Source organism: Acetobacter fabarum (assembly GCF_022483405.1).
Taxonomy (GTDB): Bacteria; Pseudomonadota; Alphaproteobacteria; order Acetobacterales; family Acetobacteraceae; genus Acetobacter; species Acetobacter fabarum.
This window is the reverse complement of the sequence record NZ_JAKVNI010000001.1, coordinates 2,447,775-2,473,325: the sequence shown is the minus strand read 5'-3', so window position 1 is coordinate 2,473,325 and position 25,551 is coordinate 2,447,775. Positions and strand designations below refer to the sequence as shown.

The following is a 25,551-nucleotide window of genomic DNA, read 5'->3' as shown; positions in this document are numbered from 1 at the left end:
GGCATGGCGACAAAAACGGCATCAACGAACGCAGCGCAGGAACAGGATGGTGATTCCAGCCTGTTGGATACTCAGTCATCCGCGGTCAAAAAGCTGATCGCAAAAGGGCGCGAGCGGGGATGCATCACGTTTGATGAGCTGAATGCCGTTCTGCCGCAGGATAAAATGTCCTCCGAACAGATCGAGGACATTATGGCCGTCCTGTCCGAAATGGGCATTCAGGTGGTCGAAAGCGAAGAGAGCGAAGAAGGCGAAGCCCAGAAGCCTGCCGAAGACGATGAAGAATCGGATGAGGAAGAGCCCGAAGCCGAGGCCGATGCAGAAGGCCCGGCGGCCGGGAATGTGAACGAAAGCGCAGGCCGCACGGATGACCCCGTCCGGATGTACCTGCGCGAAATGGGCACGGTTGAACTGCTCTCCCGCGAAGGCGAAATCGCCATCGCAAAGCGGATCGAAGCAGGCCGTGATGAAATGATCGGCGGCCTGTGCGAAAGCCCGCTGACCTTCCGCGCCATTATCTCCTGGCACGAGAAAATCCTGAACAATGAAATGCTGCTGCGTGACATTGTGGACCTTGAAGCCATGCAGAGCGGCGGGCCGATGGAGGAAGGGGCTGAGGGTGCCGAAGGCGGAGCCTTTGCCGAATCCGAGTCTGAAACCGAAGAGGCCGAAGAGTCCGACAGCGAATCCGAAGGCGATATTGAAGGTGAAGGCAGCGGCCTGTCACTTTCCGCGCTGGAAGAAAAACTCAAGCCAGAGATTCTGGCCCATTTTGCTGAAATCGAACCCCTGTACGAGGCCCTGCGCAAATTGCAGGTGCACCGGATTGAAGCCCTGACATCCGGTGAGGATGTGGATGGTGCGTTCGAGGACAACTACATCGCATTGCGCGACCAGCTTGTGAGCAAGGTTGAGCAGGTTCACCTGCACAACAACCGGATTGAAGATCTGGTGGCCCAGCTCAAGCAGATGTTCCAGCGCCTGAACGTGCTGGAAGGGCGCATGCTGCGTCTGGCTGAAAGCTGCCGTGTCTCCCGCGATGATTTCTTGCTGAAATACCGTGGCCGCGAGCTGGATCCGGGCTGGATGGACATGGCCTCCGCCCTGCCGGGCCGCTCATGGAAAAACTTTGTGGCCAAGCACGCAGCAACGGTTATTGACCTGCGGAACAACGTTGCTGGGCTGGCGCAGGAAACCGGTTTGCCAATTGGTGAGTTCCGGCGCGTGTATGCAACGGTCGCCCGTGGTGAGCGTGATTCCGCCCGTGCCAAAAAGGAAATGATCGAAGCCAACCTGCGGCTGGTTATTTCCATTGCCAAAAAATACACCAACCGCGGTCTTCAGTTCCTTGACCTGATTCAGGAAGGCAATATCGGCCTGATGAAGGCGGTGGACAAATTTGAATACCGCCGTGGCTACAAGTTCTCCACCTACGCCACGTGGTGGATCAGGCAGGCGATCACCCGCTCTATTGCGGATCAGGCGCGGACGATCCGTATTCCTGTGCACATGATCGAGACCATCAACAAGCTGGTGCGCACCTCGCGCCAGATGCTGCATGAAATCGGGCGCGAACCAGCCCCCGAAGAACTGGCCGAAAAGCTGGGCATGCCGCTGGAAAAAGTGCGCAAGGTGCTCAAGATCGCCAAGGAGCCAATCTCCCTCGAAACCCCGATCGGGGATGAGGAAGACAGCCACCTTGGGGACTTCATCGAAGATAAGTCGGCTGTTATTCCGCTGGATGCGGCTATCCAGACCAACCTGCGCGAGGCAACAACCCGCGTTCTGGCCTCCCTCACCCCGCGTGAGGAACGCGTGCTGCGCATGCGCTTTGGTATTGGCATGAACACCGACCATACGCTTGAAGAAGTCGGTCAGCAGTTCAACGTTACCCGCGAGCGTATTCGCCAGATTGAAGCCAAGGCGCTGCGCAAGCTCAAACACCCCAGCCGGAGCCGCAAGCTGCGTTCCTTCCTGGATGATAACTGATCTAGGCTTGTTGGAACCGGTCACACGCATGCAGGTGCAGGTCACCTTCATGCGTATGGACCGGCCCCCGGCAGCGCCTGCTCTGGCCTTGCCGCCGGGCTGGGTGCTTGATGATGATGTACACCTGTCTGTCAGCCAGTACCGGACCCTGCATTTTGGTGTCGGGCGCAACTGCTGCTGGTGGATGCGGCAGGTTCTGTCAAACAAGGCTTTGGCCCATCTGCTGGCGACAGCTCCCATAAAAGTTGGCCTGCTGCGTGAGCATGAGCATATTCGCGGCTTTTATGAGCTTAATCTGGGTGACCCGCAAAACATCAATCTGGCCTATTTCGGGCTGCTGCCCGAAGCCATAGGACTTGGTGTTGGCCGGGCTTTTCTGGATGGAGTGTTGCGCCGTGCATGGGCTTATGGCCCGCAGAGCGTGCGGGTCAATACCTGCACGGCAGACCACCCCCGCGCCCTGCCACTCTACCGGCAGATGGGGTTTGAGGTGATCCGCCGTGTTGATGAGGAATGGGACGTGCCAGACCGCCTTGGGCTGGATATTCCTGCGCATCTGCGCTGCTAAATATCTTGCATTTTCGGGCTGGGTGTGGTTGACACTCCCTTTCCCTGCCGGGCTCAGGCATTGGTCCGGCTATACCCTCGCTTTCTGGCCAGTTCAGAGGCTCCGCTGCCGAAAGGGTTCGGCGTGGATGGGTTGATTGTATCCGAAGGGAGCAAACATGCCACTTTACGAAAGCGTGCTTATTGCACGTAATGATATTTCTCAGCAGCAGGTAGACGCTATTCTGGACGGCATTGCCGCTCAGATCGAAGCAGACGGCGGTGCCGTTCGCAAGCGTGAATACTGGGGCCTGCGCAGCCTTGCATACCGCATCAAAAAGAACCGTAAGGGCCATTACGCTCTTCTGGGTCTGGAAGTGCGCTCCGAGCTGCTCAAGGAAATTGAACGCCAGCTGTCCCTCAATGAAGACATCCTGCGTCTGCTGACGCTGCGGGTGGAAGAAATTGACGAAGCACCGTCCCCCGTTCTGTCCCGCAAGGGTGAAGATCGTGGCGAACGCGGCAGCTTCCGTGGCGGCGCCAAGCCGGCCGGTGGTCGTTTTGAAAGCGGCCGTGGTGGCCGTCGCGGTGGCGACGACCGGGTTGCTGACCAGCCTGAAAACGCAGCGGAGTAATTCAGATGTCTGAAACAACAGAAATCAACCCCGCCGCCCGTCGTCCGGCTGTTGGCGCTCGCCGTCCGTTCTACCGTCGTCGCAAGTCCTGCCCGTTCTCCGGCCCCAACGCGCCGAAGATCGACTACAAGGACGTGCGTCTGCTCAGCCGCTTCCTTTCCGAACGTGGAAAGATCGTGCCGAGCCGTATTACGGCGGTTTCCGCAAAAAAGCAGCGTGAGCTGGCACAGGCTATCAAGCGTGCCCGCTTCCTGGCTCTGCTTCCTTACGTTGTGAGCTGAGGGGAACAACCATGGCTGCTACAGAAGTAATCCTGCTCCAGCGCGTAGCGCATCTGGGTCAGATGGGTGATGCGGTAAAGGTTCGTCCGGGTTATGCCCGTAACTACCTGCTGCCGCAGGGCATGGCTATTCGTGCGAACGAAGCCAACCGCGCCCGTTTTGACCGTGAACGTGCACAGCTTGAAGCACAGAACATCAAAAACCGCGAAGAAGCAGAACGTCTGTCCGAACGGATGGAAGGTCTGGCGGTTGTTCTGATCCGTCAGGCTGGTGACAGCGGCAGCCTGTATGGCTCCGTGAGCACCCGCGACGTGGCACAGTCCGTAACGGAAGCTGGTTTTACCATCTCCCGCCAGCAGGTCTCCCTTGCTCACCCCATCAAGTCCCTCGGGCTTTATGAGGTCAAGGTTGCTCTGCACCCGGAAGTTGTCGTGTCTGTTATCGTTAACGTTGCCCGTTCGCAGGAAGAAGCTGAACGTCAGGCACGTGGCGAAGCGACCTCCGTGGAAGAAGAAGCCACTCTGGCCGGTGACGAAGCCTTTGTTGAAGGTGAAATCGTTGCTGACGCTGAAGAAGTTGAAGCTCAGGACGCAACGGCCTGATTTTTCGCTTTTGCGAGAGTGTGAAAAGAGGATCGGCTTAGGCCGGTCCTTTTTTTTTGTCGGTTTGTCCGTTTCGTTCTATGTATTTGCTTAATTATTTTTAAGCATAGGGAAACGTGGACATGAAGCGCGTTCTGGGGCCGATCTTGCGGCATTTTGTGGAATCTGGCTCCCTGCGCGTGTTATGGCCAGACGCGACAACCACTGTTTACCATGGTGCAAAACCCGGCCCGCAGGTTGGCGTGCATTTAAAGAATGCAGCTGCCGTTAAATCCCTTGTGCTCAACCCCGGTCTGGCCTTTGGCGAAGCCTATATGGATGGCTTTCTGGAGCCGCTGGACTGCACCCTGTACGACCTGCTGCACCTGCTTATGCTGAATGCCATGAACCCCTCTGGCCACATTGCAGAGCAGCTTTCCGCAGCATTACGCTATGTGCGGCGCGGCTGGATCCAGTTTAATTCCACCTCGCGTTCCAAGCAGAATGTGGCCCATCATTATGACTTGGGGAACAGCCTGTATGAGCTGTTTCTGGATAAGGACTGGCAGTATTCCTGCGCCTACTTCCCCACTGGGGAAGAAACGCTGGATGAAGCACAGGAAGCCAAAAAACACCACATTGCCGCCAAGCTCAAACTCGACCGGCCCGGGCTGGAAGTGCTGGATATAGGCTGTGGCTGGGGTGGCATGGCCCTGACACTGGCCAAGGATTACGGTGCCCGTGTTACGGGGATTACCCTCTCGGAAGAACAGCTGGCTTTTGCACGCCAGCGTGCGCAGGATGCGGGGCTTGCCGGGCAGGTAAGTTTTGAGCTGCTGGATTACCGCCACCTCAAGCGCAAGTTTGATCGGATTGTCTCGGTTGGCATGTTCGAGCACGTTGGGGTCGGGCATTACAAGGCGTTTTTTGAAACCATCCGCAATGCCCTTACCCCCGATGGCATAGCGCTGATTCACTCCATAGGCCGGAGTGATGAGCCGGGTACAACCAACCCGTGGATGAATAAATACATCTTCCCCGGTGGGTATTCCCCTGCATTGAGCGAGGTTTTTTCTGCCGTGCAGCAGACGGGCCTATGGGTAACGGATTGTGAAATCCTGCGCCTGCATTACGCTAGAACCATTGCCATCTGGCGTGAGCGTTTTGCCGCACGCCGCCCCGAAGCCGTAGCCATGTATGACGAACGCTTTGCCAGAATGTTCGAGTTTTATCTGGCTGCAGCCGAGCTGGCTTTCCGTGTACAGGGGCACATGAACTTCCAGTTGCAGCTCTCCCCCTCCATAAGCGCTGTGCCTTATACCCGCGACTATATGGTGGATGCAGAGCGGACCAAAACTGGCGCGAACTAACCCAGCGCCAGATGGGCGCGGGCCAACTGGTCGAACTCTGCAATGCTCAGGGTTTCGGCCCGGCGGGTGCCGTCTATATTGGCGGCATCCAGCAGCTTTGCACCGTTCAGGCTTTTGAGCGAGCCACGCAGCATTTTACGCCTTTGGCCAAAAGCCGCAGCAGTAACGCGCTCCATGGCTTTGAACAGGGCAGGGGTAGGCTGCTCGCGGTGGGGCGTAATGCTGGCCACAGCGGACCAGACCGCCGGGGGAGGCGTAAAGGCCCCCGGTGGCAGCTTCATCACCACGGCGCAATCCGCACACCACTGGCTTAGCACGGCAAGGCGACCGTAATGTTCGCTATCGGGTGCAGCGCAGATACGCTCTGCCACTTCCAGCTGGAACATAAGGGTCAGCCGTCCCCATGCCGTACCCTGCCGCAACCAGCCCACAAGCAGGGGAGTGGCCACATTGTAGGGCAGGTTGGCGATAATCTGCCGGGGGGCAGGGCAGAGGGCTGTCAGGTCCTGTTTCAGGGCGTCAGCCTCGACCACGCTCAGGCGGTCGGGGTAGAACTGGGCCAGCTCCTGAATAACCGCCACAGCGCGGCTATCCAGTTCCACTGCGGTAACGCTGGTAGCCCCAGCCGCCAGCAGGGAGCGTGTTAGCCCCCCCGGGCCGGGGCCAACCTCCACAACATGTTGCCCGTCCAGCGCGCCTGCAAGGGCTGCAATGTGGTCGGTAATGCCGGGGTCGAGCAAAAAGTGCTGGCCCAGCGCCTTGCGGGCGTCCAGTTCATGCCGGCGAATAACGTCGCGCAGGCTTTCCAGTTCGGGAGGCAGGGTTACGCCCCTTTCAGTTTAACGTGCAGGTCGATCATGGCGCGGCGGTGCAAGTCGCTATCCAGCTGGCGGGCAGCCTGTTCCACACGCTCGTTCATCAGCTGGTCAGCAATTTCGCTCGGGGAGCGGTTGGAAAAGTTCTTTTCCGTTTTGGAGCAGACCATCAGCAGATCAATCCCCTCGCGCGAGACCATGGGGCGCGAAACCTGACCAATGGGAAGTTCCGCCAGCACAGACTGCATTTGCGGGTTCAGGCGTTCCAGCGGCAGTTCACCGGGGTTGCTGGGGCGTTTTTCCCCTTCGCCCTTGTTGGCAGCTTCCATTTCCGTGCAGCTATGGGTTGTCTGGGCTATGTGCATGGCCTTCTGGAGAGCAGCTTCCTGCTGGGGGGTCACATGCTGGGGGTCGAGCGGTGTGTCAAACCCGACAAAAACCTGACGGACATCAACCATATGCCCCATTTCCTTGCCCACAACCCGCTTGCCGTTCAGTGTGACAATCAGGAACCCGCCGGGCACGGTAATGGGGTTGGAAACAGCGCCGATGCCCACAGGCATCCGGCGGACAATATCGACCACGCTGGGGTCCAGCTCATCTTCCTGCACCCAGCCCATGGAGCCACCGTCAAGCGCTGTCTGGCTTTGGGAGAACTGGGCTGCAACAATGGGGAAGGGCGCGCCTTTGTGCAGTTCGTCAATAACCGTATTGGTGAAGGCGAGCTCTTCCTCCGCATGGCGGGGGTCGTCCACCTTGACAAAAATTTCGCTGATTTCGTATTCCGTCCGGCCTTCTTCACGCTTGAGCGCGGCCTGTCGCTGCGCAATATCACCAGCGGAGACGCGCGAGCGTGGGCCAAGCTCCTGCCGCAGGACCTGAATCCAGCCGATCTGGACGCGCAACTGGTCGATCAGCGTGGTCAGGGAGACACCATCCTTTGCAAGATGGTTGCGCAGGGTGCCTTCGGGCATGCCATTGCGTTTTTCAATATTGCCAATGGCGGCGGCAATCTGTTCAGGCGCAATATTGATGTGGCGGCTCAGGATTTCCTGCGTGCGCAGCTTTTCATCAATCATCTGGCGGATAATCTGCGGGCGCAGGCGGGCCATCAGGTCATCGGATACGGGCAGGCCGGTGGAAAGGGCAAACAGCTTGCCGCGGTTGTCCACGTCTCTCTTGGTGAGGGGAATGCTGTTGACGACCGCAACGATCATGTCATCCGGTTCGGGCTGTGCCTCGGCAGCAGGCGCCTGCGCGGATTTGGCGGCAGATGAGTGGTGGTGGGTGGCCGCTGCCGCGTGGGGAGCCGCCGCACAGACCGGAAGAGCCAGCGCGGTAAGAGAACAACAAGCCAGTGTTAAGGAGCGCAGACGCATACGGAACGGTCTTTCAGCTTTCTGCCATATCAGAACGATCTGTTTGTGATACCGGAGATGGCACTATTTTTGAAGCGGTTCTTACTTGAGCCCGAAAGCCCCCAGGGTTTTAAGGCTTACCGTGACCAGATAGGTCGAGTTACGCTGCTGCCCACCAATGGTGCTGTATTGCTTCAGATACATGAAGTCGATAGCGAAGCAGTCATTATCATACCCAAGATCCCCGCCGAGAGAGACGAAGTTCTTGCGTGAGAGGCTGCGCCGCGAAAAGCCAGAAGCGTGCCAGTTCTGCCAGTCCACGGAGACCCCGCCACTGAGTTCGCTGGTCTGTGTCGTGTAAAGCTGGTTGGGGGAGTAGGCGCGGTAGTTGGTGGCAAAGTAGTAGTAGGGCGTTACGGGCTCGTAAATATAACCACCACGAATGCGGAAGTGCGGCACACCTGCGCTGAAGAGCGCATCACCAAAGTTGATTTTGGTCTTGTGCGGGTCCAGGCGCATGCGGGCCGTGAAGTCAAAATACTGGCTGGGAATAACGCGTGCGCGTGCCACTACATCCGACGCATGGTGATCCAGCCCGGAGTAGGGGATCATGTCATGTGTAATGTGCTGCTGAAAACTTTCGCCCGCCAGCAGGTCCACAATATGCCCGTCCCATGTCCAGTTGGCATGCACACCCACGTTGCCGCGTAGCCCGCCGTCCAGCCTGTCCGTGCCCTGATACCGGTTGAGGGCAAACAGCGTGCTATCGGTAAATTCGTAGCTCATGCTGTCTTCGTTGGGGATCATGTCGTTGCCGTTGTTGCCGGTATTGGGGGCGTAAATGCCCTGCACAATCGGCTCGATCAGCTGCGTGCCCCGGCCGTGCTCAAAAGTCCGCACAAACGGCCAGTTGGTTTTAAGGGCTATGGTTGGCAGAACCTGCCCGGTTACGGAGGTATGGGACGTATTATAATAGGTTGGCTGCTGGTACAGTTTGCGGGCGCGATAGACCATTGAATCCAGCCGCAGGGTCAGCAGAAACTGCTGGCCCATTTTGGTGTGGAACGGGCGGTTCCAGTTCAGCTGCAACTCGCCACGCTGGTCGGAAACCCCGTTATCGCGCTTTACATTGAAGTCTGTTGTGTTGACGCTCAGACGCCCACCCAGCATGTCGGGCTGGCCGGTAAAGCTGTAGGTATAGCGGGGCAGCACAAGAGGCAGGTCCCTGTTGTGAATGATCCCCTGGTTCAGCCCTTCATAGTACTGCCCGTCCAGCCGGTTGTAGGAGCCGGTGCCAAACCCTTCCAGGTAGGCGTTGGAGTTCAGGGTATCTGCCCCATAACCCTGCACACGGTAGTCACGCATGTAGTTGGCGGAGCTGGTGTAGTTGATGTTCGCACCCGCGCGCCAGTATTTGTTGATGGAGAAGTTGCCGCTGATGAACACATGGCCTTGCAAGCCATGGTTGCCGCCGCTTTTTTCCTGATGGCCGAAGTTGTTGGTATACATTTCGGCCCTGTGCGTATCGTAGGCTACGCCTGCACGCACGCTCAACTGGCCAAAGTTCAGGCGGTTGCGGTAAAGCCCGCTTAGCTGCGGCCCCGTTTTGGTGGCAAACAGCCCCTGTATGTTCATGTCCGACTGCTGGTTGATCACCCAGTAGTAGGGAATGGTAACATAGGTGCCCAGGTAACGGTCATGCGGGGTAAGCCCGGGCATAAGAAAACCGCTGCGCCGCTTGGCCGAGGGGTCGGTCATGGAAAAATAGGGCAGGTAGACGACTGGCACGCCCAGAATATCCAGGTAGGCATCACGGAAGTCTATTTTCTGGTGTTCAAGGTCCTGCGTCGCGTTAAAGGCGCGGAACTGCCAGAAGGGCGGGCGGGTTTTATCTTTTTCACAAATTTCGCAGGCCGTGTACACGGCGCGGCTCATGTCGTTGATCTTGCCGCCGGTGCGCCGCATGCCGTTGGCGGCCAGTTTGGCGTTATCTGGCATGGTGGAGTTCACATGCAGCATGATCCCGTCCTTCATGCCGCCTGTCAGCTCGGCATAATGGGCGTATATGACCGAGCCATTGGGCTGGATCGTGGCCACATTCCCGCGCGCGGCCATAAGGCCTGAATCCCGGTCGTACACGATCTTGTCCGCACGCAGGACGCGGTCGCCCTGCCATACCTGCACGTTGCCGGTCCAGGTTACGGTGTGTTCCACATCGTTGTAATCGACCTTGTCAGCCTGAAAGGTGGCCGGGTCGTTGGGGGATGTCCGCTGCTGGGAGTTGACGTGCATGGACCGGGGCTTGAACTGCGCAAAAGCCGCTTTGGGCTGGCTGATCACCAGACACGCGGCAACGCTCCCCAGCGCTGTTGCAGCACTCAGGGTGGAGCGGCGGCGCAGCAGAGCGCAGCAAAAGGGCCGGAGCGCCACGATCAATCAGCCATCCTCCAGATGAAGAAGTAGTGCAACAGCCAGACAAAGCCCGGCAAGGGTAGGTGCCCATGCAGCCAGAACGGGGGGAAGCGCTCCTGACTTTCCTAACTGCTCAGCGACTTTGGATATGGTGAAAAGCAGAAAACCCGCCGCAACACCAGACCCAACCATTTTGGCAACGCCCCCCCGCCGTGACGGACGCATGGAAAAACCGGCGGAAACCAGTGCCATGGTGCCAGCCAGTATAGGTAATGCCAGAAGAGACTGGAAATGAATACGGTGGCGTATGGATGAAAAACCTGAATGATCCAGCAAGGTTATAAAACCCGGCAGCGCCCAGACGGAAAGCGTGTCGGGCGAGGCAAAGCTTTCCTGCACCCGATCAAGGGTCAGGCTTGTGGGGAGGACGATGACGCCAACAGGCGTTAGAATGTTGTTGGGCCGGACCACAGATGCCTCGGTAAGCTCCCACCCTGCGTTTTTCAAAGCCCCTCTGGGGGATTCGATTCGCATGATCAGCTTGTCTTCATGGTCGAGCCGAAACACGCTGATATCGCGAATATGCAGTTGCCCCTGAGTTACCTGTACGTCCCCCGCATGCAGCATGGTTACGCCGTGCGGGTCGTATTGTGTGTCTGCCTGACGCAGCCACAGTGAACCGCCTGAAAGGCTGAGAGGCCCTCCGTCGGAGCGGAGGTACTGCTGGTCCAGATCCGCAGCGCGGCGGTACATGACGGAGGAAAGGGGGGAGATCACGCATGTGGCCGTAATGCCAAGCAGAATGGCGCAGGCCAGAGGTGCTGCCAGAAACTGCCAGACCGAAAGCCCCGCCGCACGCGCGACTATGAGCTCGGATGAGCGCGTCAGCCGCCAGAAACACACAATGCCGCCCAGCAGAATGCCAAACGGCAGAATTTCCATGGCAAAATAAGGTACGTGCAGCCCGGCAATTTCCGTCACGATGTTGGAGGAAACTTCAGGGCGGGAGGAAACCCGGCGGAACAGGTCAATCAGGTCAAACAGGCAGATAATACCCGTCAGGGCCGCAATCATGGTCAGCACGCACAGCAGGAACTGCCGCGCAATATAACGCGAGAGGGTGACGGCAACGATCATGCGTTCGGGCGTCCTCTCATGCCTGCTGGGGCTGGCGGCGGTTGGCTTTTATTTCCGGCATGAACAGCAGATAGGCACAGACCAGCCCGGGCAGCGTGGCAAAGAGCGGAATAAGGGGAATAAGCCGCATGTTGCGCCCGGCCAGATTTTGCAAAAGCATGGTTACGGCCAGCAACCCGACAACACACAGCACCGCTACAAGCGGGCGCGTTACGCTGCCATGGCGCGAGAATGCGCCCCGGAGCATGGCAAACATGCCGATCATGGCAAAGGAAAAACAGGTTAGCGGGGAGGTCAGGCGCCGCCAGCCTTCCACCTTGAACTTGCCCGTATCCCGTGCCGAGACAGCACTTGGGTCGGGGGAGAGCAGCTCGGAGAGGGACATCTCGGCTGAATCACGCAGATGCTGGCTTGATGGGTGTGCGGTAGAAAAATCCATGGTGTCCTGTTTGAAAACCAGCATGTTCAACCGGCCGGTTTTGCGGTCGAGAACCTGACGGGACCCATCATAAAGCACAACGCGCGGCACGTCATTGACCATGACCATATTGCCGTGGCTGGCCAGAATTGTGGCATGGTTGTCGGGTTGCCGGTCATCTTCCACCAGAATACCCCACAAAACCCCGTTCTGGTCGCGCGAGCGGATATAGACGGTCATGGTGTTTGATACTTTTGTAAAAACACCATCCTGCAGCATAAAAGCCGCCATCTTGTTCCTGATCTGGAGCTCGTACTGGCGGAACGCATGGTAGGAGGAGGGGACAATCCACACGTTGAGCACAAATACAATCAGGGTGGAAAGTGCCGCGCAGATCAGCCCCGGCCGCGCCAGAGAGAAGGGGGAAAGCCCCGCAGCCTGCATGACCGTAAGTTCACGGTCGCTGGCCAGACGCTGGTAAACAAACAGGCTGACAATAAAGGTGGTAATGGGCATGACCACCGCCACAAAGGACGGCAGCAAAAGACTGGTCAGTTCTATGAACACACGCAGGGACAGGCCCCTGTCCACAACCAGCGACACAAAATGCAGGGACTGCATAAGCCAGATCAGTGCCGCCAGCCCGCCCGTAGTGGCTGCCAGCGCCACCAGCAACTGGCGCAGCACGTAGCGGTCCAGCGTTAAAAAGTGGTGTTGGAGCCACAGAAGAAGGGAGCGGACAGTCATGCTCTCGGTTATCTACCTCCGTGGTGTCAGAGGCAACAGCCCGGGCTGTAATCGGTCTATAAAATAGAGACGACAGAACCCCTTGACCGAACTAGAACATCAGCATGACACCGCCAGATGCGGTGTTGTCGCTCTCCTTGCTGCCCCCATGTGCGGAGGAGGACGTGTGGGAATATTCGCCAACCACGGTCAGCCAGTCGGTCATCTGGTAATAGGCGGCCCCGACCTCGGACTGGTTGCGGCGCACAAGCCCCGCAGAACCGGCCTGACTTTCCAGAGCCGTATTTTCCCCACCAGCCAGATACAGGTTGCTTACGCCATAGCTGCCAACCAGACGGAATTTTTTGGTAATATGGTAGGCACCCTGCACGTAATACCCTTCCGAGTCACGTTTGCGGCCACTGGCATCCACACCATCAAAGAACAGGCCGGTCGTGCCCAGCCCGCTGCCACGGTAGTAGTAGGCAACGCCTTCAAGCGGACCATAGGTGACCTTGGTGCCAATATCCCCCGCTTCCACCATCGCGCTGTGGTGCTGATCGGAGCTGAGCAGGGGTGTTTTGCCATCTGCCTGCAGGCTGCTAAGCCCCTGCATGTGCTGGATCAGGAAGCTGGCCCAGATGTGGAACTGCACATCGGAGACGGAAAAATCATACACGGCGCGGCCCTGCACCATGGGGGAGGAATGCTGGGTGGACCCGGCCGAATACTGGCTGGCAGCGGAGGCCGCGGTGGGGTTTGTGGCATCGGCGTAGCCAAATTCATCCAGCGGCTGGAAAATACCCACTGACCCCTGAAAACCGCCCAGCTTGGGGGAGGTATAGGAGATCTGGGGGATCCAGTCCGCGTACACATAACCCACGCCAATACGGCCCAGCGATGTATTGGCAGGGGAGGCATTGCTGCCTGTGGAACCAACACTGAGCAGGGTTGCATCGTTCATGATCGCGTCGCTGGCGAACAGGGCCAGATCACGACCGATCTTGAAGGTCCCCATGTCCTTGTTGCCAAAGGTCATGTACACCTGACGAAGGTCGATGCCTGCCGTGCCCAGCCCAACGGGGCTACCGCCGGAGTTGGCGTTAAAGGCGGCAGGTTTGGCGTTGTCCAGCCCCGGATACATGCCCAGAACAGCGGAAATATCCATACCCTGCTGCACGGTGTTCATTTTGAGAATAAACCCGGCAGGCAGCAGCCCGTTCCTGACTGCGGAGGAATCAAAGCCCGAAGACCCGGAGGAAACACCACCGGCAACAGGGCGGCCACCCGCAGGGCTGTTATAGGTGTAAAAACCGTTCACAAAGCCTGAAAGGTTGATGTCTATGGGGCCAGCTTTAAAGGTCAGCCCCTTGCCCGGCACATATTTGGCAACGCGTACAAAATTGCCGCTATCCAGCGCTTTGGCGGCTTCCTGTGCGGAGCGTGCGCTGGCTTCTGCCCGGGTGGCGGCATCTTCCGCTCGCAGGGATATGTCGTTTTCACCCGCGCCGGGGTCAAAGCGGATACCTGGCTCATAGCCCGATTGCGCACCACGGGCTGCATGCGCCATGGCCGTGCGCGTGCCGCCGGAAGCTACATGGGCCGGGCGTGCCGCACGGGGTTCAGCCGCAAGGGCGGCATGGTGGACATGCTTGGCCAGAAGTGTGTCATATTCATGTCTGGTCAGGCTGCCCTTGGCACGCAGAACATCCAGCAGGTCTGCGTAGTCATCCGCGTAGGCAAGCGTGGGGAGCATATAAGGCACCCCGGCAACTGATGCAGCCATGACAGTAGCCAACAGTGCCTTTTTTCGCGATGCCATGAACTGTGTACTCCCTTGAATTCTCATGTTCTCTGTGGAAGCCAAGGCTTGCTGTCGTCAATATGTGGATAATGGGCGGCAAGGCTGCGCAGGCGGTGCGGTTGCTCCCCGTTTTTGGGCGTTCTGATATGCACGCATTGGGTGGCGTGTGCCCCGGTTGTGTGTGGGGCCCGCTGGATGCTGCGTTATTTCAGTTAAAATAGTGTAATATTTTCAGGGATTTATATAATTTTTAGCATATGTGGGCCGGGAAAAATTCTGTTTGGAGATGAGCCAGCACCGGATAGCCCGCGCCACAGAACGGGGTGGAAAAGTTGAAAAACAGGTGAAGAATGGTTGCCTCGGGTCGTGGCTCATCACGCAATGTTTATCGTTATAACAAGGGGTTCTGGCGCTTCCGGTTGGTTCGGAATCATAACGGGCATGGCGTAGGCCGCGTGTTGGTATGCGTTAAAACCTGTTTGGGATAAGCCGGAAAGACACGTAATGTGGATGCAATACCCGACTGCGGCAGGCAGGATGGGTGCTGTTCCGGTCTGGCTGTTGGGTCAGGCGTATTCTGCCAGGGAAGAAAACCAGAGCGTGTTGGTGGACGACAAAAACAACAAGACCGACGGGGCTAACCCCGTATCCGCCCATGTAACCGTACCCGATGAAGCCTTGCCCGCCTATGCCGGCCGGCCGGTACGCTTTTTGCTGCGCTACATGCGCGCAAGGCCTGTGGGGCACGCACTGGTTTTTGGGGCCGTGGGTGGAGCCATAAGCTGCATTGTGCTCTCCTCCTACGGTATTCGCCATCTGGTGGACCTGATGACCAGCCACTCCGGCGCGGCTGCGGTTTCGGGCGTATGGGCCGCCGTGGGGGTGCTGATCGGGCTGATCGTGGCGGACAACATATGCTGGCGTATTGCAGGCTGGTTTGCCGCCCGGACATTTGTGGCGGTTACGGGGGATATACGGCAGGACCTGTTCCGGTTTTTAACGGGCCACTCTCCAGCTTATTTTGCTGATCGTATGCCCGCATCCCTTGCCGCGCGTATTGCAACGGCGGGGAATGTCAGCTTCACCATTGAGAATATGCTGGCATGGAACGTGCTCCCGCCCAGCCTGAATGTGCTGCTCTCTGTGGTGCTCATGCTCTCGGTCAGCCTGACCATGGGTGGGGCGACCGTTCTGCTGGCTGGCGGTTTGTGCCTGATCATGTTCCGTTTAGCGCTCAAGGGGCGCAGGCTGCATGGGCATTACGCGGTAGCCGCCGCCGGGCTGGAGGGCGAGACACTGGATGTTATGGGCAATATTGCCCTTGTCCGTGCCTTTGGTATGCGCAACCGCGAACGCCAGCGCTTTAATGCCCTGACCGAGCGGGAGATGGGAGAGCGGCTCAAATCCCTGCGCTATATGGAACAGCTCCGTATGATCCATGCGGGCATGACCGCTGTGCTCACGACGGGCCTGCTGGTCTGGGCCGTTCTGCTGTGGCAGTGGCAACAGGCCAGTGTGGGGCAGGTGGTTATGGTGATCACGCTGGGCTTTGCCATTCTGCACGGCACGCGCGATCTGGCTCTGGCACTGGTGGAAACCATTCAGCACAATGCGCGCCTGTCCGAGGTGCTGTCCTCCCTGCTGGTACCGCATGACATGCCCGACCCACAGGTTGCCGCCGACCTGCCCAGTCCCGTGCGGGGTGATGTCCGTTTTGGCGATGTAACCTTTGCCTACCCCGGAGGGGAGCCGGTTCTGGCGCATTTTAACCTGCACATTGCCGCAGGGAGCCGTGTGGGGCTGGTGGGGCGTTCAGGCTCGGGCAAAAGTACGGTGCTGGCCCTGTTGCAGCGCATGCGCTTTGTGCAGTCCGGCTCCATACTGATCGACGGGCAGGACATCCGGGAACTGACAGATGACGCCCTGCGGGCCTGCCTGTCTGTTGTGCCGCAGGATGTCTCGCTTCTGCATCGCAGCGTGATGGAGAACATCCGCTACGGCCGGCCCGATGCGAGTGATGAGGCCGTGCGTGCCGCGGCCGCGGCCGCCGGATGCGCCACGTTTATTGATGCCCTGTCCGAAGGGTTTGAGACAATTGTGGGGGATAGGGGGGTCAAGCTCTCGGGCGGGCAGCGCCAGCGTATTGCCATTGCGCGGGCTTTTTTGCGCAATGCCCCTATTCTGATCCTGGACGAAGCAACCAGCGCGCTGGATACGGAAAGCGAGGAGCACGTCCAGCGCGCACTGGACCGGCTTATGGTCGGGCGCACGGTTATTGCCGTGGCGCACCGCTTGTCCACCCTGCGAAACTTTGACAGAATCGTTGTTATGCAGGATGGCAGAATTGCAGAGGACGGCTCTCCTGCGCAACTTGAGCAGCAGAATGGTCTCTACAGTCAGTTTCTGAACAGGCAAATGGCACATGCGCAATGACATTTAACACCATCACCATTCCAGCGCAGGGTGAGAGCAGGCCCGAAGGGCGGGGCGCTCTGGCGGCGTATGCCTACCAGCAGATCCGCGACCAGTTGATTTATTGCCGGTATCAGGGTGGGGAGCGGCTGGTGCTGCGCCCACTGGCTGCATCGCTGGGCTTAAGCCCAACTCCTGTGCGTGAGGCCCTGCTACGCCTTGTATCCGAGCAGGCACTGGTGCTGGATGAGCGCAATACGGCGTGTGTCCCGCTGACTTCCCGCCCTGTTTTTCTGGATATTCATGGGGTGCGCGAAGTGCTGGAAGAGCGCGTAACCCGCGATCTGGCCGCCCATATCACGCCCGAGCAGATTGCCGTGCTTGAAGAAAAGCACGCGGCGTTTATTGCCGCTTATGAAGCGGGTGAACCGCATGCAACGGCCATAACCAATGTGTATTTCCATAGCACCGGGGCTGGTTTTTCAAGGCTGTCGGTTACTGTGGGGCTGATCCGGGGGCTATGGACCCGCATGGGACCAATTTATGCCGCCGCCAATGGCCTGCCTACCATAAGTCCTGCCAACCCCGACCACCCACATCTGCAACTGCTTCAGGCCTTCCGGGCGGGGGACGCGGATGCCGCGGTAAAAGCTCTTAAACGGGACTTCATGCAGGCTAAGGAATGGCTGGAGCCTCTTCTGCCCGGCTAAGGCGCTTTTATGGCTTGTGTATAAAAAACGCCCTGTTCGCACCATACCAGAGATATGGCGCGAGCAGGGCGTTTGCGTACTGGCAGAAAACAGACCGCCTGGGCCTGCTATGCTGGGGCATAATAGGTGCTGTCAGTCTTTTTTGGCGTTTTCGGCCCTGTCGGTCAGGCCGGGAACTTCCACATCAATTTCCAGCACCGAACACTGCGCGCCACGGTCCATTTTAATCTGAACCTTGTCCTGATCAACCGCGACATGCCGCTTGATCACTTCCATGATCTCACGGTGCAGTTTGGCAAGCAGGTCATCCTTGCCATCACCAACAGCAATACGTTCGTGCGCCAGCAAAATCTGTAGCCGATCGCGCGCAACCGGCGCCGAGGAGCGGCGCTTGAAAATGCTGGAGAGGAATGTCATGCGACTCTCCGTTTGAACAGCCAGTCAAACAGGCCCTTGCGTTCTGTGGGAATGGTGACTTCCACCTTCTCTCCCATCAGGCGGCGAGCGGCTTCGGTATAAGCGCGGGCTGGCGCGCTATCCGGTTCTGCAATGGTTACGGGCGCACCCACGTTGGATGCCTTGAGCACATCTGCGCTTTCGGGGATAATGCCCAGCAGCGGGATGGACAGAATTTCCAGCACATCGTCCGTGCCCAGCATGTCGCCACGGGCGGCACGCTGCGGGTCGTAGCGGGTGATCAGGAGGAACTTCTCCATTTTCTCACCGGCTTTGGCTTTTTCCGTTGTGCTGTCCAGCATGCCGATAATGCGGTCACTGTCACGCACGGAGGAAACTTCGGGGTTGGTCACGATCACGGCCATGTCGGCGTGGTGCATGGCCATTTGTGCGCCGCGCTCAATCCCTGCGGGGCTGTCACAGATCACCCAGTCAAACTTTTTGCTCAGGTCGGCAATAACCTTGGCCACACCTTCTGGCGTCAGGGCGTCCTTGTCGCGCGTCTGGGACGCGGGGAGGAGGGAGAGCGTATCAACCCGCTTGTCCTTGATCAGGGCCTGAGCAAGGTTGGCGTCCCCCTGAATAACGTTGATCAGGTCAAACACCACGCGGCGTTCGGCCCCCATGACAAGGTCGAGGTTACGCAGACCAACGTCAAAATCCACCAGAACCACGCTCTGGCCAGCTTTGGCCAATGCTGCCCCAAGAGCTGCGGTGGTGGTGGTCTTGCCGACACCCCCTTTGCCTGACGTGACGACCAGAACCTTTGCCATCAGTCTTCCTCTTCCTTATGCAAGCCGGTAAAGGCGCGCGCTTTATGCCACGGCCCAATCTGGGTGAGACATTACAATCTGTGCGCGAAAATGAAACGTATAATGTGACATTAATACGGCTTTTGTAGCATGTTTTATTCAAACCCGCATCAGGGTAGGGGTTTGAATACCAGAGTTTCCCCCGCAAGCATGACCTGTGTGGGTTTGCCGGTGCATTTTGCGTCCATTTCTTCCGCCGTAGCGTAGAATCCGTCTATGGCAACAAGCTCGGCGGCAAGGTTGCGGGTAAAAATCCGGGAGTCCGCATTGCCGCCAATGCCAGCAATGGCGCGGCCCCGCAGTGCGCCATAAATATGCACGGACCCGCCAGCCGTGACTTCCGCCCCTGAGGACACGGCCCCCAGAATAACCACATCCCCATCAGGCCAGATAATGTGCTGGCCGGAGCGCACGCTTTCTTCCACCACAAGGGTAGGGGCCAGTGTCGGGGTTTTTTCCCCTTCCGGGATGCTGACCGGGCCGGAGGCGCGCCCACCCATCGGGCTTTCCGGCCATGCCCAGTCGGCCACGGCAGGCCAGGACCTGTCTCCCCCTTCTATGCCCAGCACGCGTATGCCGCGTTCTTGCAGGGCGGGTAGGAGGTGGGGCAGGTCGGGTGTGTCTGCCTGCATGAGGCTGAGGTCCAGAATAACAGGCTTGCCCGCAAAAAAGCCCACTGCGCGCTGGATCTGGTGGTCCAGTGCGGCCAGCCAGTCCACCAGCGGTGTTTCCGGTGTGAGGGTCAGGGCCAGAAAGGAGCGCCCAGACATACGGATGCGGGAGGAATTGGAATGTGTGCCGGACAACGAACAGATGCTCTCTCAAAAACAGGAACGCCAGTTAGCGTGTAGAATAACAGGGTTGTATTGCAACAGAGAAGTTTGTGTTGCGGGTTAGTTTTTGCCGCACAAAAGGAATATGTGGAAATTGATAGGCTCTGCCCGGTTTTCCCTCTGGCGTGGCTGCATGCAATGGCATAAAGCACTAGGGTATGCGTACCCTGTTCCATTTCCCCCTTTCTCCAGCCAGCCGCACGGTGCGCCTTGTGCTGGGTGAAAAACGCCTGCCGTTTGAAGCCATTGTTGAACGCCCGTGGGAAAAACGCCCCGAGTTTCTGGCGCTCAACCCCGCGGGTGATGTGCCCGTTCTGGTGGAAGATAACGGATTGATCGTACCCGATGTGTACGTGATCAGCGAATATCTGGAAGAGGCGTATGCCGATATTCCTCTGCTGGGCCGCACACTGGCCGAGCGGGTGGAAGTGCGCCGTGTTGTTGCGTGGTTTGAAACGCTGTTCGCCCGCGAAGTCTCTGGCCGGTTTATTGATGAACGGGTGATGAAGCGCCTGAGCGGGCGCGGCAACCCCGATGGCGGTGCCCTGCGTGAGGCCTATGCCTCCATGCGTCCGCTCATGAAATACGTGAACGACCTGGCCGAAAACAGGAGCTGGCTGGGGGGGCACTTTTTATCCCTTGCCGATTTTACGGCCGCTGCACACCTGTCCTGCCTCGATTTTATTGGCGACATAGACTGGGCCAAGGTGCCCGCCGTGCGTGACTGGTACGCCAAAATGAAGTCCCGCCCGTGCTTTCGCCCACTGCTGAACGACCGGGTTTCCGGCATTACGCCGCCTGATTACTATACCAATCTGGATTTCTGATATTTTGACACAAAAAAACGTAACGCCGATGTTTGATGTTCTTGTCATCGGTGGGGGAGCGGCCGGGTTAATGGCCGCCCTGACGGCAGGCCAGCATGGCCGCAGCGTAGCAGTGCTGGAGCATGGGCCGGAAGTGGGGCGGAAAATCCTTATTTCTGGTGGTGGGCGGTGTAACTTTACCAACCAGACCATGCGGGCCGACCGGTTTTTGTCTGCTAACCCGCATTTTGTAAAATCGGCCATCAGCCGGTATCAGCCCAGCCATTTTCTGGACCTGCTGGCCAAACATCGCATTGCCTGGCACGAGAAAAAACTCGGCCAGCTTTTTTGCGATAATTCCGCACATGATATTGTGCAGATGCTCCTCAACGAGTGTGCCGCAGCCCGTGTGCGGATCCTGACCGATGTGCGGGTTTATGATGTCAGCAAATCCGATGTGTTCCGGGTCCAGACCTCCCGGGGGGATATGACCGCCCGTTCCGTGGTGCTGGCAACGGGTGGGCTGTCCATTCCCAAACTGGGGGCCAGCCGCTTTGCGTATGAAATGGCGCGGCAGTTTGGCCTTGCTGTCATTCAGCCCGAACCCGCTCTTGTTCCGCTGACCTTTGGTGGGGAGAGCGAGGAATGGGTGCGCTCACTGGCCGGGCTTTCGCTCCCCGTGCGGGTCACATGTGGCAAAACCACGTTTGAGGAAGCCCTGCTGTTCACGCATCGGGGCATGTCTGGCCCGGCCTTGTTGCAGATTTCCTCCTACTGGTCTGCGGGGCAGCCCCTGTTTGTGGACTTTCTGCCGGGGCAGGATATTGCCGCCCTGCTCATGAAGCTGAAAAAGGAAGGCTCCAAAGCCAGGGGCGCCGGGGCACTGGCACGCTGGCTGCCGCAACGTCTGGCCCACGCCATGGTGGAACTGGGTGCACCCGAGCGTACACTGGCGGAGTGGGCCGACCGGGACATCCGGCTTATGGCGCAGCGGGTCCACAGCATGGAGCTTAAACCGCAGGGGACGGAAGGCTTTGCCAAGGCCGAGGTCACGCGCGGAGGGGTAGATACCAAAGCCCTGTCTTCTCGCACCATGGAGGCGCAATCCGTGCCGGGGCTGTATGTGGTGGGCGAAGCCGTGGACGTAACGGGCTGGCTGGGGGGCTACAACTTCCATTGGGCATGGGCCAGCGGCCATGCCGCAGGCGAGGTTGCGGGCGCGCTCTAGCCTGCCGCGGCATCCCGGCCCGCAAGGGAGCCGGGGTGTTTTTCTTATGCTTCTTTTGCTTCTGCCGCCAGTTCCAGTGCGCGCGCATAGACCGTGCGTTTGGGCAGGCCCGCTGCTGCGGCTGCCAGTGCTGCGGCATCCTTGACCGAATGCGTGGCCAGCAGGGCGCGTAATGTGGTGTCCAGATCATCAGCGGACGTTTCAACTTCCGGGGCCGGGCCGAGCAGTACGGTAATTTCGCCCCGTGGTGGGGTCTGGGCATAAAACGTGGCCAGTTCTTCTGCCGTGCCGCGCTTGACCTCCTCAAACCGTTTGGTCAGCTCCCGCGCTACGGCACAGGGGCGGTCGGGGCCGAATACGCTGGCCATGTCTGCCAGTGTTTCCGCCAGACGGTGGGGGGCTTCATGCCAGATCAGCGTTGCGCTCAGCCCGGCGCGTTCGGCTGCGTGCAGCCGGGCGAATGTTTCTTTCCGTGCGGCGGAGCGGGGGGGCGGAAAGCCCACAAACATATACGGGTGGGGCGGCAGGCCGGACAGGACAAGGGCCGTCAGTGCCGCGTTGGGGCCGGGGACAACGGTTACGGGAATATCGGCATCAATGGCGGCGCGCGTCAGCCTGAATCCGGGGTCCGAGAGCAGGGGCATACCTGCGTCGGATACAAGGGCAATCTGTGCCCCTTCGCTTAAGCGGCGGATCAGGTTGGGTACGCGCTGGCGCTCATTATGTTCATGCAGGGCTTCTGTCCGGACAGAAATCCCCCGATCCGCCAGCAGGCGGGCTGTCATGCGGGTATCTTCACACAAAACCAGATCGGCCCGGGCCAGTGCCTCCGCCCCTCTGGGGCTGAAATCCCCCAGATTGCCAATAGGGGTCGCAACCAGCACAAGCCCACCTGAAAAACGCGCATGACTTGGCGCATGTCCTTCGGTATGCAAAGGTTCGATCCCATTGGAAGACGGTGCCTCGGACGGGGTGTTGGTAGAGGATGATCTGGATGATGACGCGTGCATACTCGCTCCTGTCAGGGCTTTCCCGTCAAGGTCTGGCGGCAAACCGGGCATTGTGCAAGACCGGAGTGGCTGCCCTTGGCGTAACAGGGCTGATCCTTGCTGGATGTGCCGACCAGTCCGGAACATCCGGTATGGGTGCGGTGAGCGCGCCAGCCACGCAGGCCACCAGCCACAAGGTTGGGGTGCTGCTGCCGTTAAGTGGCAATAATGCAGCCCTTGGGCACGAACTGCTTGCCGGTGTGCAACTCGCCCTTGGGGGGGAAGGACTGCCCCCCGATATGCAGATGGATGTGCATGATACGGCAGCCATAGGGGGCGCTGCTTCGGCTACGTCTGCCGCCTTGCAGGCCGGGGATGGTATTCTTCTTGGCCCGCTGACCAGTGGAGACACCGCAGTAGCGGCCCCCGCAGCGCAGGCGGCAGGTATTCCCGTGCTGGCCTTTACCAGCGACATTACGCAGGGGCGGCCCGGTGTGTGGGTTATGGGCATTACCCCCGAGGAGCAGGTGCAGCAGCTTGTTGCGCAGGCCAAGCGGGACGGGCGGCAGCATTTTGCTGCCCTGCTGCCCGATAATGCTCTGGGCCACGCTATGGGGAATGGTCTTGTCAGCGCCTGCCGTGATCAGGGTCTGGCAGCACCCACCATAGCCTACCATAACGGCACGGCAGACGGGATTACCCAGACGCTGCGCCAGCTATCGGGCTATGATGCGCGCGTTGCCGCAGTCAAGCAGGCCATGCCTGCAAACCCCGTACCCGGTGCCACCACAACAAGCGGTAACCCCAGTGAAGTATCCGGCCTGACCGAACTGCCAAAGGTTGCGCAGTTGCCTGCCAGTCTGGCAGCAGCCCTTGGGCAGGACCCCAACCAGCCTGCGGCCCCCATTGCCCAGCCGGGGCAGGCACCCAATGGTGCAGCAACCCTTGTAGCTCCGGCAGCCCCGCAGGTTACACTGGGCGCTCCGCCGTTTGATGCCCTGTTGCTGGCCGATATTGGGCTGGGGCTGAAAAACGTGCTGGATGCGCTGGTTGTTACGCAGGTTAATATGCCTGATGTCCGCATTATGGGGCCGGGGTTGTGGGCATCTTTTGCCTCCAAGCTCGGGGCGATCAAGGGGGCGTGGTATGCGGCACCTGACCCCACCTCCCGTCAGGCTTTTGTCACGCGCTTCATGGCGCGTAATCACCACATGCCCAAGCCACTGGCTGACATGTCTTACGATGCGGCAACCGCAGCGCTGACCGTGGCCCGCAGCGGCGTGCCCGGCTACCCCGCTGAATCCCTGACACGCCCGAGTGGTTTTGCCGGGGTGGATGGCACGTTTACCCTGTTGCCGGATGGGCGCGTACGCCGCGCACTTGGGGTGTTTGAGGTTATCGGGAACGGGAGCGACGCCCGTATGATTTCAACCCCGGTGCAGGCACGGACCGGAACATCCGGCTAAACCGTTCCAGCCAGAACAGACCAAAAAAGGCGGCCCGGCATATGTGCGGGCCGCCTTTTTTGTTGGATGGCTCAACGCCGCTGTGCGGCCATGTCTGCCAGCGCCTGCGCGACGCGTACCATAACATCATCCCACTGGCGGGGTGTGGTCTGGCGGATAATGCGTAGGGTTGGGTACCATGGGGTATCCTCCCGCCCATGCAGCCAGCGCCAGCAGTTATCGTAACGGTCCATCAGCAGGACGGGTTTGCCCAGCGCCCCGGCCAGATGAACAACCGAGGTATCGACCGTTACCACCACGTCCAGCCCCATGATCAGGGCTGCCGTGTCATCCAGAGTGTGCAGGCTGTCCGTCGGGTCGTAGAGCATCATACCTTCTGGTGGGTCCATCATCTGTTCAGCGTAAGGGCCTTTTTGCAGGCTGATCAGATTAATGCCCGGTATGGCCCCTAATGGAGCAAGGGTGTGCAGGCTCATGGAGCGTCTGCGGTCGATCATATGGGCAAAGTGGGAGGTCGGGCGTGGCGCACCTCCCCAGACCAGCCCTACATTCAGTTTACCATTCATGGGCAAAAGCGGGGCCAGTGCAGCAACCTTGTGGCTGTTGGCCCGGATATACGGCACGGGGGCACCCCATGGCTGCGATGTTGCGGCAAAAACCCGCGGCAGGCTGATAAAGGGGCAATGCCAGTCATAGGCCGGGGTGGTGCCGCCAACCTGCACCGTGTGTACCCCCGGCATGTTGCGGCACAGGTCCGCCAGTGCTTCTGGCACCCACAGGTGGGTTATGGCGCCACGTTCGGCCAGTGGGCGAACATAGCGCGCAAACATGAGCGTATCCCCCAGCCCTTCCTCGTGCGTGATCAGGATACGCTGGCCGCTCAGGTCGGTGTTGGGGCCAAGGGTTGGCAAAAGGCGTTCCATGGGCAGGCTGGTGTGCCCGGGGAGCTGGAAGCGCCATTCATGCTCGCGCCAGCCCTGAGCGTACTGGCCAGCCTTGAGCAAGGCAACGGAGTGGTTAACCCTGATCCGGGCATCCTGCGGGCGCAGGGCCAGTGCTTGGGCAAAATAGCCAAAAGACTGCTCTATCTGCCCCTGTGCCGCCAGAACGGAGGCAATATTGGCCAGAGTGGGTACATCTTTGGGGGTATGGGGCAGGCATGCCATGAGGCATTGCAGGGCAGTGTCCAGCGCCCCGCTTTCGGTATACGCCATGGAGAGCAGGTTATGGGCAAGCATGTCCTGCGGGTGCTTGGAAGTTGCTTCTGTTAGCGTGGTTATGGCGGCTTCGAACTGGCCTGTCTGGACCAGCAGATCGCCCAGAGCCGTGTGTATGCGTGTGTCTGCCGGGGCAAGCCGGGTTGCCGCGCGGCATACGGCAATAGCGGCAGGGCGCTGGTCCAGAGCAGCCATGATCTCGCTCAGGTCCTGTAAGGGGTGCTGGCTGCTGGGGTTGCGCAAGCCAATGTCCGCCAGAATCTGGGCGGCTGCGTGGCTGTCTCCCTCCCCACACAGGCAGAAGGCGTGCAGGATCAGGGCCTGTTCGTTCTGTTGCGCCACAAGGGGGGCCAGCAGGGCACGGGACTGGCTGAACTGGCCTGCCTGAATGGCCTGCATGGCGTGGCGCAGTGTTGTAAGTTCCGTGCCGGGTGTTGTGGAGGGCGGGCGCATGGTTGTGTTCCGCATGGTTATGGGGCGGGCGGTAAAAACACACGGTTTCTGGCGGGGTATAAAAAACCCGGCAGGGCTGTGTGCCATGCCGGGTCAG

At 59.2% G+C, this 25,551-nt stretch carries 22 protein-coding genes; 11 read left to right on the top strand and 11 right to left on the bottom strand.

Annotated elements, in window-relative coordinates; all coding sequences use genetic code 11:
- Positions 1-3: 3 nt before the first annotated feature.
- The 6 genes from rpoD (at position 4) to LKE65_RS11510 (ending at position 5,402) form a co-directional block, all read left to right on the top strand.
- Entirely contained in the window at positions 4-1,989 is a 1,986-nt protein-coding gene (rpoD, locus tag LKE65_RS11535; protein ID WP_095348957.1) for an RNA polymerase sigma factor RpoD, read from the top strand.
- Positions 1,979-2,557 (top strand): GNAT family N-acetyltransferase, encoded by a 579-nt coding sequence (locus LKE65_RS11530; protein ID WP_341461197.1) that lies wholly within the window; start codon positions 1,979-1,981, stop codon positions 2,555-2,557. The genes rpoD and LKE65_RS11530 overlap by 11 nt, the downstream gene beginning before the upstream one ends.
- 157 nt (positions 2,558-2,714) lie before the next feature.
- Entirely contained in the window at positions 2,715-3,170 is a 456-nt protein-coding gene (gene rpsF / locus LKE65_RS11525) for a 30S ribosomal protein S6 (RefSeq protein ID WP_086647171.1), read from the top strand.
- A gap of 5 nt (positions 3,171-3,175) precedes the next feature.
- On the top strand, positions 3,176-3,451 hold the full coding sequence (gene rpsR / locus LKE65_RS11520) for a 30S ribosomal protein S18 (protein WP_025827191.1): 276 nt from the start codon (positions 3,176-3,178) through the stop codon (positions 3,449-3,451).
- A gap of 11 nt (positions 3,452-3,462) precedes the next feature.
- Complete coding sequence (rplI, locus tag LKE65_RS11515; protein WP_086647172.1) at positions 3,463-4,053, top strand: 50S ribosomal protein L9; 591 nt, start codon at positions 3,463-3,465, stop codon at positions 4,051-4,053.
- Positions 4,054-4,175: 122 nt separating this feature from the next.
- Positions 4,176-5,402 (top strand): SAM-dependent methyltransferase, encoded by a 1,227-nt coding sequence (locus LKE65_RS11510; RefSeq protein ID WP_278741423.1) that lies wholly within the window; start codon positions 4,176-4,178, stop codon positions 5,400-5,402.
- Here the strand turns inward: LKE65_RS11510 and rsmA are convergent.
- The 6 genes from rsmA to LKE65_RS11480 all read right to left on the bottom strand — a co-directional run bounded on the left by rsmA (position 5,399) and on the right by LKE65_RS11480 (position 14,090).
- The gene (gene rsmA, locus LKE65_RS11505) at positions 5,399-6,223 is read right to left on the bottom strand and encodes a 16S rRNA (adenine(1518)-N(6)/adenine(1519)-N(6))-dimethyltransferase RsmA (protein WP_278741856.1); all 825 of its coding nucleotides are present in this window, start codon (positions 6,221-6,223) and stop codon (positions 5,399-5,401) included. The genes LKE65_RS11510 and rsmA overlap by 4 nt on opposite strands.
- 2 nt (positions 6,224-6,225) lie before the next feature.
- Complete coding sequence (locus LKE65_RS11500; protein WP_086647175.1) at positions 6,226-7,596, bottom strand: peptidylprolyl isomerase; 1,371 nt, start codon at positions 7,594-7,596, stop codon at positions 6,226-6,228.
- A gap of 81 nt (positions 7,597-7,677) precedes the next feature.
- Complete coding sequence (locus tag LKE65_RS11495; protein ID WP_278741422.1) at positions 7,678-10,005, bottom strand: LPS-assembly protein LptD; 2,328 nt, start codon at positions 10,003-10,005, stop codon at positions 7,678-7,680.
- A 6-nt stretch (positions 10,006-10,011) separates the two neighbouring features.
- A complete protein-coding gene (lptG, locus tag LKE65_RS11490) occupies positions 10,012-11,124 on the bottom strand; it encodes an LPS export ABC transporter permease LptG (protein WP_086647176.1) in 1,113 nt (370 codons plus the stop codon).
- Positions 11,125-11,140: 16 nt separating this feature from the next.
- Entirely contained in the window at positions 11,141-12,289 is a 1,149-nt protein-coding gene (lptF, locus tag LKE65_RS11485; RefSeq protein WP_086647177.1) for an LPS export ABC transporter permease LptF, read from the bottom strand.
- Between the two features lie 91 nt (positions 12,290-12,380).
- Positions 12,381-14,090 (bottom strand): porin, encoded by a 1,710-nt coding sequence (locus LKE65_RS11480; RefSeq protein WP_253527321.1) that lies wholly within the window; start codon positions 14,088-14,090, stop codon positions 12,381-12,383.
- Positions 14,091-14,582: 492 nt separating this feature from the next.
- Here LKE65_RS11480 and LKE65_RS11475 point away from each other — a divergent pair, with 492 nt between their 5' ends.
- Together LKE65_RS11475 and LKE65_RS11470 are read left to right on the top strand one after the other, a co-directional pair.
- Positions 14,583-16,505: an ABC transporter ATP-binding protein gene (locus tag LKE65_RS11475; RefSeq protein WP_278741420.1), complete on the top strand. Its 1,923-nt coding sequence runs from the start codon at positions 14,583-14,585 to the stop codon at positions 16,503-16,505.
- On the top strand, positions 16,502-17,194 hold the full coding sequence (locus tag LKE65_RS11470; RefSeq protein WP_086647180.1) for a GntR family transcriptional regulator: 693 nt from the start codon (positions 16,502-16,504) through the stop codon (positions 17,192-17,194). Before LKE65_RS11475 ends, LKE65_RS11470 begins: the two co-directional genes overlap by 4 nt.
- A gap of 132 nt (positions 17,195-17,326) precedes the next feature.
- Here the strand turns inward: LKE65_RS11470 and minE are convergent, their stop codons facing one another.
- The 3 genes from minE to minC form a co-directional block, all read right to left on the bottom strand.
- Positions 17,327-17,611 (bottom strand): cell division topological specificity factor MinE, encoded by a 285-nt coding sequence (minE, locus tag LKE65_RS11465; protein ID WP_086647181.1) that lies wholly within the window; start codon positions 17,609-17,611, stop codon positions 17,327-17,329.
- Positions 17,608-18,423: a septum site-determining protein MinD gene (minD, locus tag LKE65_RS11460; protein ID WP_086647182.1), complete on the bottom strand. Its 816-nt coding sequence runs from the start codon at positions 18,421-18,423 to the stop codon at positions 17,608-17,610. The genes minE and minD overlap by 4 nt, the downstream gene beginning before the upstream one ends.
- Positions 18,424-18,572: 149 nt before the next feature.
- A complete protein-coding gene (gene minC / locus LKE65_RS11455; RefSeq protein ID WP_086647183.1) occupies positions 18,573-19,268 on the bottom strand; it encodes a septum site-determining protein MinC in 696 nt (231 codons plus the stop codon).
- A 185-nt stretch (positions 19,269-19,453) separates the two neighbouring features.
- Between minC and LKE65_RS11450 the strand changes: the two genes are divergently transcribed.
- Positions 19,454-20,122 carry a glutathione S-transferase family protein gene (locus LKE65_RS11450; protein WP_095348950.1) on the top strand — a complete coding sequence of 223 codons (669 nt, stop codon included), beginning with the start codon at positions 19,454-19,456 and terminating at the stop codon, positions 20,120-20,122.
- Positions 20,123-20,150: 28 nt separating this feature from the next.
- Entirely contained in the window at positions 20,151-21,329 is a 1,179-nt protein-coding gene (locus LKE65_RS11445; protein ID WP_086647185.1) for an NAD(P)/FAD-dependent oxidoreductase, read from the top strand.
- Positions 21,330-21,373: 44 nt separating this feature from the next.
- Here the strand turns inward: LKE65_RS11445 and rsmI are convergent, their stop codons facing one another.
- A complete protein-coding gene (gene rsmI, locus LKE65_RS11440; RefSeq protein ID WP_278741418.1) occupies positions 21,374-22,339 on the bottom strand; it encodes a 16S rRNA (cytidine(1402)-2'-O)-methyltransferase in 966 nt (321 codons plus the stop codon).
- Between rsmI and LKE65_RS11435 the strand changes: the two genes are divergently transcribed.
- A complete protein-coding gene (locus tag LKE65_RS11435) occupies positions 22,327-23,784 on the top strand; it encodes a penicillin-binding protein activator (RefSeq protein ID WP_341461211.1) in 1,458 nt (485 codons plus the stop codon). The two genes, rsmI and LKE65_RS11435, sit on opposite strands and share 13 nt — an antisense overlap.
- Positions 23,785-23,855: 71 nt before the next feature.
- On the opposite strand, the gene LKE65_RS11430 is transcribed toward LKE65_RS11435, so the two are convergent.
- Positions 23,856-25,454, bottom strand: a complete 1,599-nt coding sequence (locus tag LKE65_RS11430; protein ID WP_278741415.1) for a tetratricopeptide repeat protein — start codon at positions 25,452-25,454, stop codon at positions 23,856-23,858.
- Positions 25,455-25,551 lie beyond the last annotated feature (97 nt).

Excerpts from the sequence above, each read along its gene's own strand:
- rpoD (WP_095348957.1), top strand. The coding sequence starts at position 4 with ATGGCGACAAAAACGGCATCAACGAACGCAGCGCAGGAACAGGATGGT.
- LKE65_RS11530 (WP_341461197.1), top strand. The coding sequence starts at position 1,979 with ATGATAACTGATCTAGGCTTGTTGGAACCGGTCACACGCATGCAGGTG.
- rpsF (WP_086647171.1), top strand. The coding sequence starts at position 2,715 with ATGCCACTTTACGAAAGCGTGCTTATTGCACGTAATGATATTTCTCAG.
- rpsR (WP_025827191.1), top strand. The coding sequence starts at position 3,176 with ATGTCTGAAACAACAGAAATCAACCCCGCCGCCCGTCGTCCGGCTGTT.
- rplI (WP_086647172.1), top strand. The coding sequence starts at position 3,463 with ATGGCTGCTACAGAAGTAATCCTGCTCCAGCGCGTAGCGCATCTGGGT.
- LKE65_RS11510 (WP_278741423.1), top strand. The coding sequence starts at position 4,176 with ATGAAGCGCGTTCTGGGGCCGATCTTGCGGCATTTTGTGGAATCTGGC.
- LKE65_RS11500 (WP_086647175.1), bottom strand. The coding sequence starts at position 7,596 with ATGCGTCTGCGCTCCTTAACACTGGCTTGTTGTTCTCTTACCGCGCTG.
- lptG (WP_086647176.1), bottom strand. The coding sequence starts at position 11,124 with ATGATCGTTGCCGTCACCCTCTCGCGTTATATTGCGCGGCAGTTCCTG.
- lptF (WP_086647177.1), bottom strand. The coding sequence starts at position 12,289 with ATGACTGTCCGCTCCCTTCTTCTGTGGCTCCAACACCACTTTTTAACG.
- LKE65_RS11480 (WP_253527321.1), bottom strand. The coding sequence starts at position 14,090 with ATGGCATCGCGAAAAAAGGCACTGTTGGCTACTGTCATGGCTGCATCA.
- LKE65_RS11475 (WP_278741420.1), top strand. The coding sequence starts at position 14,583 with ATGCAATACCCGACTGCGGCAGGCAGGATGGGTGCTGTTCCGGTCTGG.
- LKE65_RS11470 (WP_086647180.1), top strand. The coding sequence starts at position 16,502 with ATGACATTTAACACCATCACCATTCCAGCGCAGGGTGAGAGCAGGCCC.
- minE (WP_086647181.1), bottom strand. The coding sequence starts at position 17,611 with ATGACATTCCTCTCCAGCATTTTCAAGCGCCGCTCCTCGGCGCCGGTT.
- minD (WP_086647182.1), bottom strand. The coding sequence starts at position 18,423 with ATGGCAAAGGTTCTGGTCGTCACGTCAGGCAAAGGGGGTGTCGGCAAG.
- LKE65_RS11450 (WP_095348950.1), top strand. The coding sequence starts at position 19,454 with ATGCGTACCCTGTTCCATTTCCCCCTTTCTCCAGCCAGCCGCACGGTG.
- LKE65_RS11445 (WP_086647185.1), top strand. The coding sequence starts at position 20,151 with ATGTTTGATGTTCTTGTCATCGGTGGGGGAGCGGCCGGGTTAATGGCC.
- LKE65_RS11435 (WP_341461211.1), top strand. The coding sequence starts at position 22,327 with ATGACGCGTGCATACTCGCTCCTGTCAGGGCTTTCCCGTCAAGGTCTG.
- rsmI (WP_278741418.1), bottom strand. The coding sequence starts at position 22,339 with ATGCACGCGTCATCATCCAGATCATCCTCTACCAACACCCCGTCCGAG.
- LKE65_RS11430 (WP_278741415.1), bottom strand. The coding sequence starts at position 25,454 with ATGCGCCCGCCCTCCACAACACCCGGCACGGAACTTACAACACTGCGC.